This is a genomic window from Blautia sp. HA3515, assembly GCF_059933065.1.
In genome coordinates, this window is sequence record NZ_JAYFUY010000165.1 from 1 (window position 1) to 13753 (window position 13753).

Consider the following 13753-nt stretch of genomic DNA (forward strand, 5'->3'; position numbering starts at 1 on the left):
GATACCATTGATTCCCCGGGAGAATATGCGGAGTCCAAGAGATTTAGCGTAGGTCTGGCCTGCTTTTCTTTTGAAGCAGATGTAGTAGGGATCGTACAGGCCGCAGACGAGCCATTTAATCTTTTCGGGGAGGGATGCCAGTCCTTTATTCTGCGTCCTCTTATTGGGATCATCACGAAGATCGATTCCCCTTATGCCAATATCCCTATGGTACGCCAGTGGCTGGAGAATGCCGGCTGTGAACGGATTTTCCTTGTGAACAATGTGACCCGGGAAGGAATAGATGAGCTCCTTGATTATCTTTCTCAGGATACGCCCAAGCTTACCATGGAGGAGGCCAGGTACAGACAAAGCCTGGGACTTAATGAGTGGGATCCTATTCCGGCGGAAGCAAAGTAGTTATATCCGGGTTATATCCGGCGGAAGCAAAGTAGTCTGATTATTGACACTAAAAATACGAAATGATATAATATAAAAATTGTAAATTACCAGGCGTGGTCAGGTCAGGCATGACCTGTTAAAGGAAATCCGGTGAGATTCCGGAACCGTTTCACTGTGTGAAATGTCACAGAGGCATTTTTAGTCAGCATATCCAACACGTTGTTAAGAGGACAGAGGCTCACAGCAGATCGTGGGGCTCTGTTTTTGTTACTTATTTGTACTATTACAGGTAATATCCCAGGTGCCGTCAACGGAAGTAATCGGAATATATTTTACCAGAGTGCACAGTAACGATAAAATACCAGGAGAGACCAGCTTACTTATGTACATAGATCAGAATGAACCGGGATGGAATACATTAAGATTCGACTCCCGTACCTATACATTTCAGGATACCAAAAAGGAAAAAGAACAGTGTGGGGTGATCCCGCCGGAATATATCTTTGTTGATGACAAGTGTTTTATGGGGAATGGAAAGATCAAAGAGGTAATACTTCCGCCTAAATGCAGGATCATTGGAAGGCAGGCATTTGAAGGATGCCAGTTCCGCAAATCCGTACAATTCCCGAATACATTAAAAGAGATCAAAAAGCGTGCTTTTGCAGAGAACCATAATCTGCGGCAGACAGTATTTCCTTCCTCCTTGGAAATCCTTGGGGCACAGGCATATAGAGAATGTAATAATCTGAAAAAGGTTGTTTTTTCGCAGGCTTCCAGATGTACAGTCATTCCAGAGGGAGCTTTTGATTCCTGTGTACGGCTGAATGAAGTTATTTTACCTAAAAGCGTGCGTGTGATTGATAACATGGCTTTTTACAGATGTAAGGAGCTTAAGAAGATCCAGCTTCCTTCCTCTTTACGTTTTATTGGAGAGCAGGCATTTTATTTTTGTGGGCTTGAAGAATTGGTACTGCCGCCAGGATTGGTTGAGATTGGGGACAGCGCATTTTTCAGATGCAAGAACCTGCGTCATGTAAGGATCCCCCAAAGTGTGCGAACGTTGGGACGCTGGGTATTCCATGGCTGCAGCAGGCTGGAATATCTGGATATTTTCCATGATCCTGAGTATATTGGTCCCTGGATCGTGAATAAAAGCTGTACCATCCGATGCAGAAAGGGAAGTAAAATAGACGCTTATTGCGATGAATACGAATTAAAAAGGGAGATATCTGTGAAGAAGACCGAAAGGAAGGCTGAAGCCTTTGAGGCAGTGGATACCTTTTCCAGGTGTCATCCGCTGTTGAATTTCTTTTATTTTGCTGTTGTGCTCATATTTACCATGTTCTGCCAGCATCCGCTGATTCTTGCAGTTTCCTATGCCGGGGCTGTAAGCTATGGGATACTGCTGAATGGAGCAGGAAAGACCTTGAGGCAAAACTTTCTTTTTACATTGCCTGCTCTTTTGATCATTGCCCTTCTGAATCCTATGTTCAACCATTATGGTGTTACCATGCTTTATTATATAGAAAGCAGCGGGAACTGGGTAACTCTTGAAGCGCTGGTATACGGCGTGGTACTTGGAACGGTGATGTTTGTAGTGATCCAATGGTTTTCCTGTTACAATCAGGTAATGACCAGCGACAAGTTTGTTTATTTGTTTGGCAGGATCATACCTGCATTGTCTCTGGTGTTATCCATGGCTCTTCGCTTTGTGCCGGAGTTTCTGCACCAGCTGAAGGTGTGATCCGTAACGGACAGAAAGGGATGGGCAGAGATGTATCAGAAGGCAGTTTATTCCGGCGTATCCGGTATGGGCTGAATATCCTGTCTATTTTGATCACCTGGGCATTGGAGAATGCAATTGAAACTTCAGATTCCATGAAAAGCCGAGGGTATGGCCTTCCTGGACGGACTGCTTTTTCCATATACAGGTTTACAAACAGAGATAAGTTCCTTGGGACAGTCATGGCCTTTTTGTCCTTGATTTTTACTGTGGGCATTGCTAAAGGGGCAGCTTATGCCTCTTATAACCCGCGGATCCTGCTGGCTGGATTTACGATCCAGGGCAGGACATCTCCTGTATCGGCTGGCAGCTTTTTCACTGCTGCCACCTATTTGTGTTTTGGACTTTTTTGTTTTTTACCTGTGATCCTGGAGCTACAGAACAGATCCATCTGAAAAACAGCCGAAAGCATGCAGGTGCGGATATTGGTATGACATACCGGCGGATCTATGAAGAACTGGAACAGGAAGGATAAGACTTATGAATATTGTGGAGATATGTGACTTTTGCTTTGCCTATCCGGATAGTTCCAAAAGGGTACTGGATCATACAAAGCTGATGATCAAAGAGGGCACTTTAAACATTATCTGCGGCAGAAGCGGATGTGGGAAAAGTACCCTTTTGCGTCACCTTAAAACAGCCCTTGCACCTTATGGGAAAACAAAAGGGGAGATCCTCTATAAAGGGAAAAGCCTGGCTGAAACAGATCACAGGACGCAAAGCCAGGAGATCGGGTTTGTGATGCAGAATCCGGATAATCAGATCGTTACCGATAAAGTATGGCATGAGCTGGCCTTTGGCCTGGAAAGCCTTGGATATGACAGCGAAACCATCCGGCTTAGGGTGGCAGAGATGGCCAGCTATTTTGGCATCCACCAGTGGTTCTACAAAAATGTATCAGAATTATCAGGGGGACAGAAGCAGCTTCTGAATCTGGCTGCTGTTATGGCAATGCATCCTTCCCTGCTGATCCTGGATGAGCCAACCTCCCAGCTGGATCCCATTGCAGCCTCTGACTTTCTGGAAACAGTAAAAAAGATCAACCGGGATATCGGCACTACTGTGATCCTGACGGAGCACAGGCTTCAGGAGATCCTTCCATATGCAGATCAGGTGTATGTGATGGCGGATGGACGGATACAGATGCAGGGAACGCCAGGAGAGGTTGGAGCTGGTCTTCACGATGCTGATAAGGGAATGTTTCTTTCCATGCCTGTGCCTGTACAGATCTTCAGTGCAGTGGAAGGAACAGGAGAATGCCCTCTTACCGTAAGCCAGGGAAGAAGATGGTTGGGTGAGTATGTAAAAGCTCATCCCCAGATCCCTACAGGTATAAAGAAAACGAAGGCGGCTTCAGGTTCGGCAGAGCCTGCCATTCAGGCAAAGGATCTGTGGTTCCGATATGAAAAGGATGGTCAGGATGTGGTCAGGGATCTTTCCCTGCAGATCAATAAAGGGGAATTCTATGCACTTGTAGGAGGAAATGGTACAGGCAAAAGCACCACCTTATCTTTGCTGTCAAGGGTGAACCAGCCATACAGAGGAAGGATTCGCCTTTATGGCAGAGATCTTCGTTCTTATAAGGATAAAGAATTGTACTTTGGATGTCTGGGAGTGCTTCCACAGAATCCTCAAAGTATATTCCTGAAGAAGACGGTATTGGAGGAGCTGTATTCTGTGATCGGAGGAAAGAAAGAGCGTATGTCTTTGGAGTACCAGTCCCAAATGAAAAAAGAAAAAGCAATTGAAGGGATGGTAAGCCTGACAAAGCTGGAAGGTCTTCTGGAACGCCATCCCTATGATTTAAGCGGCGGAGAACAGCAAAGACTTGCCCTTGCCAAGGTGCTTCTTCTGCGTCCAAAGGTCCTTCTGATGGATGAGCCAACAAAGGGAATGGACGGAGAATATAAGGAAGAACTGGGAAAAATATTGAAAAAGCTTCAATCTCATGAAATGACCATATTTATGATCTCACATGATATAGAATTTGTGGCAGAGTATGCAGATCGGGCAGGATTATTTTTTGAAGGAAATATTGTAACTGAGAATGATGTAAAAAGCTTTTTTGCAGGGAATAATTTCTATACAACAGCAGCTAACCGAATGGCAAGACAATATTTTCCGTATGCAATAACTGGAAAGGATGTGGTTGTATGCTTACAGAACGGGAATTAGACCATTTCCTGGATAGCTTTCTTGCAATACCTGGGGAAGAACCGGCTTCCAGAGAGAATATCAGTGAAGCAGAAGAGAACCTGGAGGAATATCAGCTGCTAGCGGACGGACTGATCATCCGACAGATGGAAAAAGATGGTAAGGGAGGGCGCCGCACCTGGTTCGCCCTTGTGCTGATGCTGCTGATCGTGCCGGCTTTATTATATCTGTCTGTGAGGATTTTCCATGGAAAAAAATATATGATCAGCAGCCTGATCGTTGTATCTGCAGCTATGCTGCCATTTTTTATGATGTTTGAAGGCAGGAAGCCTAAGGCAAGGGAGATCATGGTGATCGCTGTGCTCTCTGCACTTGGAGTCTGGACAGCAGAGCTGCTTTTTCATGGTGCCAAGCTTTAAGCCTGTGGCTGCCTTTGTGATCCTTACCGGGATTCTCTTTTGGAGGCGAGGCAGGCTTTCTGGTAGGCTGTCTGATCATGCTGATCTCCAATATGTTTATGGGACAGGGGCCCTGGACACCATGGCAGATGTTTTCCTTTGGAATCATTGGATTTCTTGCAGGGATCCTGTATAAAAAAGGAATCCTGAAGGCCAGAAAGGCAGATCTTTGTATTTATGGTTTTCTAAGCGTAGTGCTGATCTATGGTGGGATCATGAATCCGGCCAGCGTCCTTATGGCCTATGGGTATATTACAAAGGAAAGCCTGCTGGCTTTTTATATTTCAGGGCTTCCGGTAGATCTGGTACATGCAGCATCTACAGTGGTCTTTCTGTGTATCATGAGCCGGCCCCTGCTTACAAAGCTGGAAAGGATCAAGGTCAAATACGGGCTTATACAGCGGTGAAATGAGGTAAAATTAATATATGATATATATCAGCCATTTATTTCCGGATGACCAGATGGAGGAGTTGATCCGTCAGACCGGGATGGGAGTAGAAAGCATTGACTTTTCAATTGCAGATAACCTGGATCATTTCTCTGAATCCATAGACACATACAGGGAAAAATTAAAAAAGATGGGAACCAGGGAACTGATTCTCCATGGTCCTTTTCTGGATGTGAATCCGGCGGCCTATGACAGACTGGTACGGGAGGCAACTATGACGCGGTTTGACCAGTGTTATCAGGCAGGTTTGCTTCTTGGAGCCAGAAAGATCGTTTTTCATTCCGGAATGAATCCTTATGTATATTATAAACAGGGCTGGGCAGATCAGGTGTCACGGTTTTTCAGTGAATTTATGGACGGCAGGCAGGAACTGGAAATTGTACTTGAGAATGTTTTTGATGATGACTGGGAATTACTGTTAGATGTATACAAGAAAGTAGATCATCCTAAGTTTAAACTTTGCCTGGACATTGGACATGCACACTGCTATTCATCTGCGGATGTGCAGGAGTGGGCGAAAGCTCTTGCACCTTATGTGACACATGTACATGTACATGACAACCTTGGGGACAGAGATGCACATACAGGTCTTGGACGGGGAAATCTGCCTTATCAGCAGGTGCTGGAAAGCCTTCCCCTTACTGAAGAACGGACATGGACCATTGAATGTATGAAAAAAGAGGATGTACAGCTATGCTGGGAGAAGATCAGATCACTGGAAGGAGGAGCCTTATAATGGTGAGAGAATATAAAATAAGAAAATGGCTTCTGATAGGCGGGCTGTGGGCAGTAATGCTTACAGGCTGTGGGAACAGCAGCAAAACACCAAAGGATGCTGTTAAGAAAACGGCTGCTTACGAAATGGAAACGGTTACTTCTCCTGAATCCAATACCCTTGGGGGAGAGTGGACTGTGCTGGCACTTGCCAGATCCGGTGCCAAGGTGGAAGATAATTATTATGAAAAATATAGAGCCAACCTGGAAAAAAGAGTAAAGGAACAGGAAGGCGTATTAAGTGATAACCGTTATACGGAATATTCCAGGGTGATCCTTACCCTGACAGCCATCGGGGACGATCCGAAAGATGTTGCAGGCTATGATCTGACAAAGCCTTTGGAGGATTATGACACCGTGGTTTCCGAGGGACTGAACGGCGCTGTCTTTGCGCTTCTTGCCCTGAATGCAGACCGCTTGGATGTGGAGGGACCGCTTGAAAAACAATATTTGGATTTTATCCTTGAAAAGGAAAAGCCGGAAGGCGGTTTTTCTTTAAATGATCAGGCAGATACAGCAGATGTGGATATCACTGCAATGACTCTGGCCTGCCTGGAGCCTTATCAGCAGGATAAGGATATAAAAGAAACCATAGAAAAAGGGATCACCTTCCTGGCGGATGCCCAGGATAAGGATGGAGGATATACCGCATATGGAACAAAAAGCTCAGAATCCATTTCCCAGACAGTGATCGCCCTTTCCACATATGGGGTGGACTGTAATGAAGACAGCCGGTTTAAAAAAGACGGGAAGGGCCTTTATGACAGACTGATGGAATTTTCAACGGGTGATGGAGGCTTTGCCCATATTCCAAAGGGAGAGGCAGATCCTTTGGCAACTGACCAGGCTTTCTGTGCACTGGCAGCCTATCATAGATTACTGGAAAAGCAAAACAGCTTTTATAATATGACTGATAACAAATAGAGGGAGGATAGGATATTGGCTGATAAGATCACCCTGCTGCAGGAACAGCTTGGGAAAATCATAAAAGGGAAAAAGCAGATTACAGACAAAATGCTGATGGCAGTGCTGGCAAAAGGACATATCCTGCTGGAAGATGTACCTGGGGTAGGTAAGACTACCACAGCTCTGGCTTTAAGCAGGCTGATGGGTATGGATTTTAACAGGATCCAGTTTACACCGGATGTGGTGCCGTCAGATGTAACCGGATTTACCATGTACGACAAAGTCTCTGGTCAGTTCCTTTACAGACCAGGGGCAGTGATGTGCAATCTGCTTCTTGCAGATGAGATCAACCGTACCTCCAGCAAGACCCAGTCTGCGCTTCTGGAGGTTATGGAAGAAGGAAGGGTAACAGTTGATCAGGAAGCCCATCTGGTACCTCAGCCCTTTGTGGTGATCGCTACCGAAAACCCGGTAGGCTCCCTTGGAACACAGCTTCTGCCGGAATCCCAGCTGGACCGCTTTATGGTCAGCCTGAGTATGGGGTACCCGGATCATGACAGCCTGGTGGAACTGCTTCGTGACAGACAAAAAGAAAACCCTTTGGAACATACAGCACCTGTGCTTACAAGAGAGGAACTGCTTTCCCTTCAGGAGCAGGTACAAAAGGTATATGTATCCGATGCAGTGCTGGACTATGCCGTTTCTCTTGCAGAGGCTACCAGGGCAGATGAGTTGATCACCTTAGGCTTAAGCCCCAGAGGTACTTTGGCTTTGATGCGTATGGCCAAGGCTCATGCCTTTATGGAGAAACGGGATTATGTGGTGCCAAAGGATGTACAGGCAGTATTCGCAGATGTGGCAGGCCACAGGATGGTGCTGGATGCCAAAGCCAGGTATGAGGACAAAGGTTCGCGACAGATCCTGGAGCAGATCCTTTTACAGGTGCCTGTGCCAAGGGTAGACGGATGATGAAAAGCAGGCTGATCTGGCTTCTGTGGCTGGCGGGCATGGCGGCTGCATCAGTATTTACAGGGGAATATCTGTATATGGCGTTGCTTCTGATTTCCTGTGTGGCGTTTGTGATGTCCGGGATCCTTCTGATCTGTACAGGACGTAAGCTGCAGGTTCAGATCAAACTGCCAAGAGCAGCAGAAAGGGGCAGGGAATTTACAGGGGAGCTGCAGGTTCGGAATCTTTCGATCCTTCCTGTTTTTGCAGGAAAAGGAAAGCTGTGGTGGGAAAATACACTGACTGGAGAAAAGGGATGGCTGCCCATAAGCTTTTCCTTGCAAAGTAAAGGCAAACAGATCATTGAATTTCAGGGGGAGAGCAGTTGGTGCGGATGTGTTGCCTTTACTTTTGGAAAATGGTACTGCCAGGATCTTTTCCATATTTTTTCAGGAAAAAGGCAGACAAAAGAAAGCAGGGAAGTGGTAATCATGCCTGACAGACAGAAAAAAAGCTTTTCTTTTCTTTTGGGAGAGGGCTTTGACATGGAAAGCTTCCGCTATTCGGGGATGCGCCCCGGTGATGATCCTGGAGAAACATATGATATCCGGTCATACAGGCCAGGGGACAATATCCGTCAGATCCACTGGAAGCTTACAGGTAAGCTTGATGATGTGATGATCCGGGAAAAAAGTTATCCTGTAGATGACACAGTATTGCTTCTGGCAGAAAGCTTCCAGAAGGATAGAAACCCATTAGAGAGCAGAAGCAGCAGCTGAAGTATTTGCTGCAATTCTGGAAGACTTTATGGAACGTAAGATCTCCTGCCAGGCTGGGGTTTATGACAGGTCTGCAGGAAGGCTACATATACAGAAGATCGGTACCAGGGAAGATCTGGAAAGAGTTCTTTATCTTTTCCTGCAAAGCACAGGAACTAAAGATGAACCGGTAGTTGTACGGAAATATCTGGAAAATCCAGGTACAGTAAGATTTGCAGAGTATATCTATCTTACAGGGGAACCGGAGGATATCTCTGCACAGTTTCTGAAAAACAGGGGACAGATTACTGTCCTGAAGTGCGGAGGCAAAGGCTCAGACAGCGAAGGAGTTCAGATTACATGGAAGTTTGGCTTACAATGCCAGGACAAAAACAAAAAACAAAATACAGACAGCAGCTGCCCGGTATTTTGCTGGAAGCTGGGCTGATCCTGGGCATTTGCGGGGCAGGGATATTTTTGCTTCTTGAAATGCTTACAGGGGCCGCAGACAGACTGCCTTTTTTATGCAGTGTGTTTATTACGGCACTGGTCTGTTTATTTACCGAAACTATGAAAAAAGGCAGACAGATTACAGGAACCCTGATTTTTCTGATTACAGGAATCATTATTTTTTTCTTTCGCAGGCTTTTACTGGCAGGAGCTGTTGTATTCTGGAATAAAGGGGCAGACCTGCTTGGGAGCAGTGCCGGGATCTATCTTGTACGGTATCAGACTGTTACAGATTTGGATACGGAGCTGGCTGCAACGGTTTTTCTGGTCTGCCTTGGGATAGCTGCCGGAGCAGCAGGGTATCTTTTTTTTCGCTGGCGGATCAGTTTGATATTGGTTTTGTATGGTTTGGTGCCTGTGTTGCTTATGGTGCTTACCGGCAGTTTCCCGGATCCTGGTCTTTTTGTTATTTTTTATTTCTCCCTGGTGCTTAGCTTGATCCGGATGCACACAGGCAAGGATGCCTTTGCACAGGATCTGGCTTTTGGGGAGGGTGTACTTTTCCTGGCAGCTGTGATTTTGGCAGCAGGACTGATTCTTGCAAGAATACTTCCCCAGGAAGAATATCAGGATCTGCAAGTTGTGTCTGATGCAAAGGAAAAAGCAGGAGAAGCCTTGTATGATCTTCGTTTTAAAAAAGGTCAGTTAAATGGTCTTACCTGGGGAAATCTGAAAAATACAGGAAATTGGACGGGTTCTGATGAAACGGCTCTTAGAATCTCCATGGAAAAGCCTCAGCCCATGTACCTGCGTGGCTTTGTGGGCTCAAGGTATGATGGCAGCAGCTGGAAAAGCATAGATCCTTCCAGTGCTTATCAGGAACGTAATCTTTTTTACTGGCTGCATCAGAAAGGCTTTTATGGGGAAACACAGCTTGCCAGTGGTGCCAGGCTTACAGATACCAGCATCAGCAGCCAGAAGGTCAGCGTAAAAAATCTGGCTGCGGACAGCCGATATCTTTATACACCATATGAAATGCAGCTGCTTCCGGAAGGATGTCAGGGAGAGGATGGACTGGCAGACAGTACAGTTGGCGCAAAAGGATTTTGGGGCCAGCGGAGCTATTCTTTTACCACTGTTCAGCCTCTTACCAGCCAGTTTACAGACCTGGGGGCACAGATATACCAGCTGCTTGCTTCCGGGAAGTATCTGGGATACAGGCAGGCAGAAAGCTATTACAATGCTTTTGTTTATGCCAATGACCTGCAGCTGCCAAAAGCTCTTGAAAGCTTATTTAAGCAGGAACTGGGAGATGCAGGAGACAGAAATCAGGGACATACGGATTACTACACAGCCATTACCAGGATCCGAGCTTATCTGGAAAAGCATATGACATACAGCAGTGCAGCAGATCCTTACAGCAAAAGTGGGGATTTTGTCCGTGAATTTCTGGAAGATAAGAAGATTGGCCATAGTGTACATTTTGCAACAGCAGCTGCCTTAATGTTCCGATATTATGGCATTCCTTCCAGGTATGTGGAAGGATATCTGGTCACTTCTGCAGATATACAGGATACGGAAACAGGAGAGCCCTTGGAAATACCAGGGAAAAACGGTCATGCCTGGACTGAGATCTATATTGATGGGCTGGGCTTTGTGCCAGTAGAAATGACTCCTGAATATTATGGGGTTATGGAAGAGGCTGACTTGAAAACAGGCCTGGAGGCAAAGGGCAGACAGGCAAAGGCAGTGCCAGAAGAAACACAGAACATGCAGGAAGAGGAAAATATACAGACTCACTGGAGTCTGAAGCTTGCCTTGTTTGGCATAGAAAAATTTCTCCTTCTTTTCCTGGCTGTTTTTGATGGTTTCTGCGTGCTTTTTATTTTTACTGTGGTTATGCTTCGGATACGTGCTTCATACAGGCGCAGGAAACGGTTTTTTAGCAGAGATGACAAGAAAGCGCTTTGCGCAATGGCCGGATACGCAGAGGATCTTTATAGCAGAGGAGAGAATGGGTATTCCAAAAGGGCAGAGGAGCTGTATCAGCAGGTTTATCAGGCGGGGCAGAAGGCGGCTTTCAGCCCGCACAAAATACAGCTTCAGGAAAAGGATAACTGCAGGGAATGTATCCGTATCCTGAAAAAGGAATTAAAGAAACAGAAAAACTGGTTTGACAACTGGGTTATGAAATATATTGAAAGGCTATATTAAAGAAAGCAATGAAAAAAAGGAGCAAGGGAAAAAACAGGAAAAACAAAATATGGACAAATGTTCTTCCACTGGCATTTTTGATGCTCTTTCTGGCTGTGTTGTACAGCGGATTTCGTCAGGAAAAGCAGGAGATCCAGACAGATCCTATTCAGGGGATCAATGCCCAAAGTTCCTTAAAGGGATATCTTGGTAAGGGATATGCATATGGTGGACAGGACAAAGGAAACAGTCAGGGGGAACAGGATTTTATCCAGCAGGCTCAGACTTTGCCTGAACCTACGGTAACACCCCAAGAAAGAAAAAATAACACCTTCTCCTGTGCCTGCTGTAACGCCTGCAGATCCAGAAGAAGAAATACAGGATAAGACAGATCCAACCCCTGTTCAGGTGACAGACGCACCTGCAGTGCCGGATCCGGATTCTCAGACCAATACCATTGTATATGAACCTTCAGGGGAAGAAAACAGCACAGAGCATGAGGAAAATGCTTCTGATCAAAATGATGACCGTAATCAAGATGGCGCACAGGTACCGGTAACGCCTGCTCCTACAGAAGCACCTACTCCTTCACCGGTGCCTGAGGAACCGGTAAATCAGTATCCTACGGTTGCCACAGATCTGACAGATGGAGAAACGGTCAATGCTTCTTACCGAACTTTCTACGTACAGGCAAAGGACTGGTATGGCAACAGCCTTTCGGCTTCGGCACTTGAGATCACAGGGAATGGACAGCGGCTTTCTTCCAGAGGAGAGCCTTCTGATGGAATCTTTGCCTACCGTTTGGATCTGACAGAAGGAGCTAATACCATAGACATCCGTGCTACAGATGAGGAGGGCAGATGTACCACTCTTCCTGTGTTTACTATTTATAAAGGCTCAGAGGAGGAGCAGCAGCCTGCAGGATCTGTGACCATCAGTATTGAAGCTGGTACCATTGGTCTTGGAACTATTCTTCCATCTACCGCCATAGGGTTTTATCAGGGAGAACAGCTGTCTTCCGTACTTTTAAGATTTTTGCAGACCCAGGGCTTTGACTGGAGGAATGATGGGGATGTTTCCGGAGGCTTCTCACCTGAAAGCCATTGGGAGAGGCGGGATTGCTGCCAGCGCTGCTATTCCGCAGGAATCTGATGGATCATCTGGTCGCTGCCAACTGTCAGCTGTCAGAGCATGATGCCAACTGGATCGGAGAATTTGATTTTACAATGGAATCCGGATGGCTGTACTTTGTAAACGGAGAATATATGAATGTGGGAATGTCTGCTTATTTTCCGGCAGACGGAGATGAAATACGGCTTCGCTTTTCCCTGTATTCCGGTGCTGATGTAGGGGCCGGCCAAACAGGAGAAACATGGGGGGACTGGTAATGAAACGATTATTAACAGGAATGCTTCTTGTAGTTTTTCTTCTTGGGTCTTTGCAAACCGAAACAGGAGGAGAAACGATACCAACCGAAAATCCATTGCCCACAGAAGGACCTGTGCTTACAGAGATCCCGGCACCAACGGAAGTGCCATTGCCAACGGAAGTGCCATTACCAACAGAAGTGCCATTGCCAGCAAAAGCGCCGGCACCAACAGAAGTGCCACTTCCAACGGAAGCGCCGGTACCAACAGAAGTGCCATTACCAACGGAAGCGCCGGCACCAACAGAAAATCCATTGCCAACAGAAGCACCATTGCCAACGGAAGCACCACTGCCAACAGAAGCACCGCTGCCAACGGAAATACCATTACCAACAGAAGAACCACAGCCAACAGAAACACCTGTACTTCAGGCTTTGTACGTGTCCAGTTCTGATACTTACGGCAAAGGGATCCTGAAGCTGGATCCGCAGCTGTCTGTAGAGCACGATAAGTATAAAGCGGTTTATGAGGGGGAACGAAAAAGCCTGAATCTGTGGCCTGAGGCGGCAGGAGAATGTGAGATCCATGTATATGCATTAAGCGGTGTGAAAGCTTCTACTGTGGAAAAGGATGAATCTATTAAAGAACATGATGATAGAATGGGGCATAGATTCTGGAAGCTTGTGTTTGCAGATAACGAAAGAAAGCTGGAGGTAAGGATCCAGGTAACGGCTCCTGACGGTACGAAAAAGGATTATTACCTGACTTTATCTACGATGGATACAACTCCTCCTGTGTTAAAGAGAATAAGTGCAAGCCGAATTTCCACGGATACGGCTTCAGTGGTATATAAGACCAGTGAAAAAGGTTACCGGTATTATCAGGTGACAGAGGCTGGTGCAGCCCTGCCAAAGCTGGATACTTCCCAAAAAGGAACACAGGTAGGTGAAGGAACAGATACCATCGCCCTTACCGGTCTGACCGCAGGGGAAAAGGATCTGGTCATAGCAGTGAAGGATCTGTCAGGCAATATCAGTGAACAGCTTGTGATCCGGATCCCGGATATAAAAGCTGCCACACCGGGAGGTCTGGCACAAAGGCCAGGATACGGAGGAAATAAATCCCAGGCACA

Annotated in this window: 15 protein-coding genes and 1 pseudogene; all 16 read left to right on the forward strand. The window is 46.3% G+C overall.

Annotation, left to right across the window (positions count from 1 at the left end):
* Positions 1-399 (forward strand): EutP/PduV family microcompartment system protein (locus R1Y93_RS13145; protein ID WP_500823173.1); only part of this gene is annotated, 399 nt, incomplete at its 5' end.
* A gap of 364 nt (positions 400-763) precedes the next feature.
* Positions 764-2125: a leucine-rich repeat protein gene (locus R1Y93_RS13150; RefSeq protein ID WP_500823174.1), complete on the forward strand. Its 1362-nt coding sequence runs from the start codon at positions 764-766 to the stop codon at positions 2123-2125.
* Entirely contained in the window at positions 2122-2559 is a 438-nt protein-coding gene (locus R1Y93_RS13155) for a hypothetical protein (protein ID WP_500823175.1), read from the forward strand. The genes R1Y93_RS13150 and R1Y93_RS13155 overlap by 4 nt, the downstream gene beginning before the upstream one ends.
* An 85-nt stretch (positions 2560-2644) precedes the next feature.
* Entirely contained in the window at positions 2645-4339 is a 1695-nt protein-coding gene (locus R1Y93_RS13160) for an ABC transporter ATP-binding protein (RefSeq protein WP_500823176.1), read from the forward strand.
* Positions 4318-4737 carry a hypothetical protein gene (locus tag R1Y93_RS13165; RefSeq protein WP_500823177.1) on the forward strand — a complete coding sequence of 140 codons (420 nt, stop codon included), beginning with the start codon at positions 4318-4320 and terminating at the stop codon, positions 4735-4737. Before R1Y93_RS13160 ends, R1Y93_RS13165 begins: the two co-directional genes overlap by 22 nt.
* Positions 4738-4814: 77 nt before the next feature.
* On the forward strand, positions 4815-5183 hold the full coding sequence (locus R1Y93_RS13170; protein ID WP_500823178.1) for a hypothetical protein: 369 nt from the start codon (positions 4815-4817) through the stop codon (positions 5181-5183).
* 19 nt (positions 5184-5202) lie between these two features.
* On the forward strand, positions 5203-5961 hold the full coding sequence (locus R1Y93_RS13175; RefSeq protein WP_500823179.1) for a sugar phosphate isomerase/epimerase family protein: 759 nt from the start codon (positions 5203-5205) through the stop codon (positions 5959-5961).
* Entirely contained in the window at positions 5961-6923 is a 963-nt protein-coding gene (locus R1Y93_RS13180) for a prenyltransferase/squalene oxidase repeat-containing protein (protein WP_500823180.1), read from the forward strand. Before R1Y93_RS13175 ends, R1Y93_RS13180 begins: the two co-directional genes overlap by 1 nt.
* 15 nt (positions 6924-6938) lie before the next feature.
* Positions 6939-7874 (forward strand): AAA family ATPase, encoded by a 936-nt coding sequence (locus R1Y93_RS13185; RefSeq protein WP_500823181.1) that lies wholly within the window; start codon positions 6939-6941, stop codon positions 7872-7874.
* Positions 7871-8632: a DUF58 domain-containing protein gene (locus tag R1Y93_RS13190; protein ID WP_500823182.1), complete on the forward strand. Its 762-nt coding sequence runs from the start codon at positions 7871-7873 to the stop codon at positions 8630-8632. The genes R1Y93_RS13185 and R1Y93_RS13190 overlap by 4 nt, the downstream gene beginning before the upstream one ends.
* Positions 8633-8660: 28 nt before the next feature.
* Positions 8661-9059 (forward strand): hypothetical protein, encoded by a 399-nt coding sequence (locus R1Y93_RS13195; protein ID WP_500823183.1) that lies wholly within the window; start codon positions 8661-8663, stop codon positions 9057-9059.
* Complete coding sequence (locus R1Y93_RS13200) at positions 8972-11275, forward strand: transglutaminase TgpA family protein (protein ID WP_500823184.1); 2304 nt, start codon at positions 8972-8974, stop codon at positions 11273-11275. Before R1Y93_RS13195 ends, R1Y93_RS13200 begins: the two co-directional genes overlap by 88 nt.
* 8 nt (positions 11276-11283) lie before the next feature.
* The gene (locus R1Y93_RS13205; RefSeq protein ID WP_500823185.1) at positions 11284-11640 is read left to right on the forward strand and encodes a hypothetical protein; all 357 of its coding nucleotides are present in this window, start codon (positions 11284-11286) and stop codon (positions 11638-11640) included.
* The gene (locus R1Y93_RS13210; RefSeq protein ID WP_500823186.1) at positions 11594-12406 is read left to right on the forward strand and encodes a hypothetical protein; all 813 of its coding nucleotides are present in this window, start codon (positions 11594-11596) and stop codon (positions 12404-12406) included. The genes R1Y93_RS13205 and R1Y93_RS13210 overlap by 47 nt, the downstream gene beginning before the upstream one ends.
* Positions 12406-12642, forward strand: a complete 237-nt coding sequence (locus tag R1Y93_RS13215) for a DUF4430 domain-containing protein (protein WP_500823187.1) — start codon at positions 12406-12408, stop codon at positions 12640-12642. The genes R1Y93_RS13210 and R1Y93_RS13215 overlap by 1 nt, the downstream gene beginning before the upstream one ends.
* A pseudogene (locus tag R1Y93_RS13220) lies at positions 12642-13753 on the forward strand (hypothetical protein); the annotation flags it as partial. The gene R1Y93_RS13215 and the pseudogene R1Y93_RS13220, both read left to right, overlap by 1 nt.

What these genes read in the sequence shown, in the direction of transcription:
- R1Y93_RS13150 (WP_500823174.1), top strand. Translation starts at nt 764, where the DNA reads ATGTACATAGATCAGAATGAACCGGGATGGAATACATTAAGATTCGAC.
- R1Y93_RS13160 (WP_500823176.1), top strand. Translation starts at nt 2,645, where the DNA reads ATGAATATTGTGGAGATATGTGACTTTTGCTTTGCCTATCCGGATAGT.
- R1Y93_RS13165 (WP_500823177.1), top strand. Translation starts at nt 4,318, where the DNA reads ATGCTTACAGAACGGGAATTAGACCATTTCCTGGATAGCTTTCTTGCA.
- R1Y93_RS13170 (WP_500823178.1), top strand. Translation starts at nt 4,815, where the DNA reads ATGCTGATCTCCAATATGTTTATGGGACAGGGGCCCTGGACACCATGG.
- R1Y93_RS13175 (WP_500823179.1), top strand. Translation starts at nt 5,203, where the DNA reads ATGATATATATCAGCCATTTATTTCCGGATGACCAGATGGAGGAGTTG.
- R1Y93_RS13180 (WP_500823180.1), top strand. Translation starts at nt 5,961, where the DNA reads ATGGTGAGAGAATATAAAATAAGAAAATGGCTTCTGATAGGCGGGCTG.
- R1Y93_RS13190 (WP_500823182.1), top strand. Translation starts at nt 7,871, where the DNA reads ATGATGAAAAGCAGGCTGATCTGGCTTCTGTGGCTGGCGGGCATGGCG.
- R1Y93_RS13195 (WP_500823183.1), top strand. Translation starts at nt 8,661, where the DNA reads ATGGAACGTAAGATCTCCTGCCAGGCTGGGGTTTATGACAGGTCTGCA.
- R1Y93_RS13200 (WP_500823184.1), top strand. Translation starts at nt 8,972, where the DNA reads ATGGAAGTTTGGCTTACAATGCCAGGACAAAAACAAAAAACAAAATAC.
- R1Y93_RS13205 (WP_500823185.1), top strand. Translation starts at nt 11,284, where the DNA reads ATGAAAAAAAGGAGCAAGGGAAAAAACAGGAAAAACAAAATATGGACA.
- R1Y93_RS13215 (WP_500823187.1), top strand. Translation starts at nt 12,406, where the DNA reads ATGGATCATCTGGTCGCTGCCAACTGTCAGCTGTCAGAGCATGATGCC.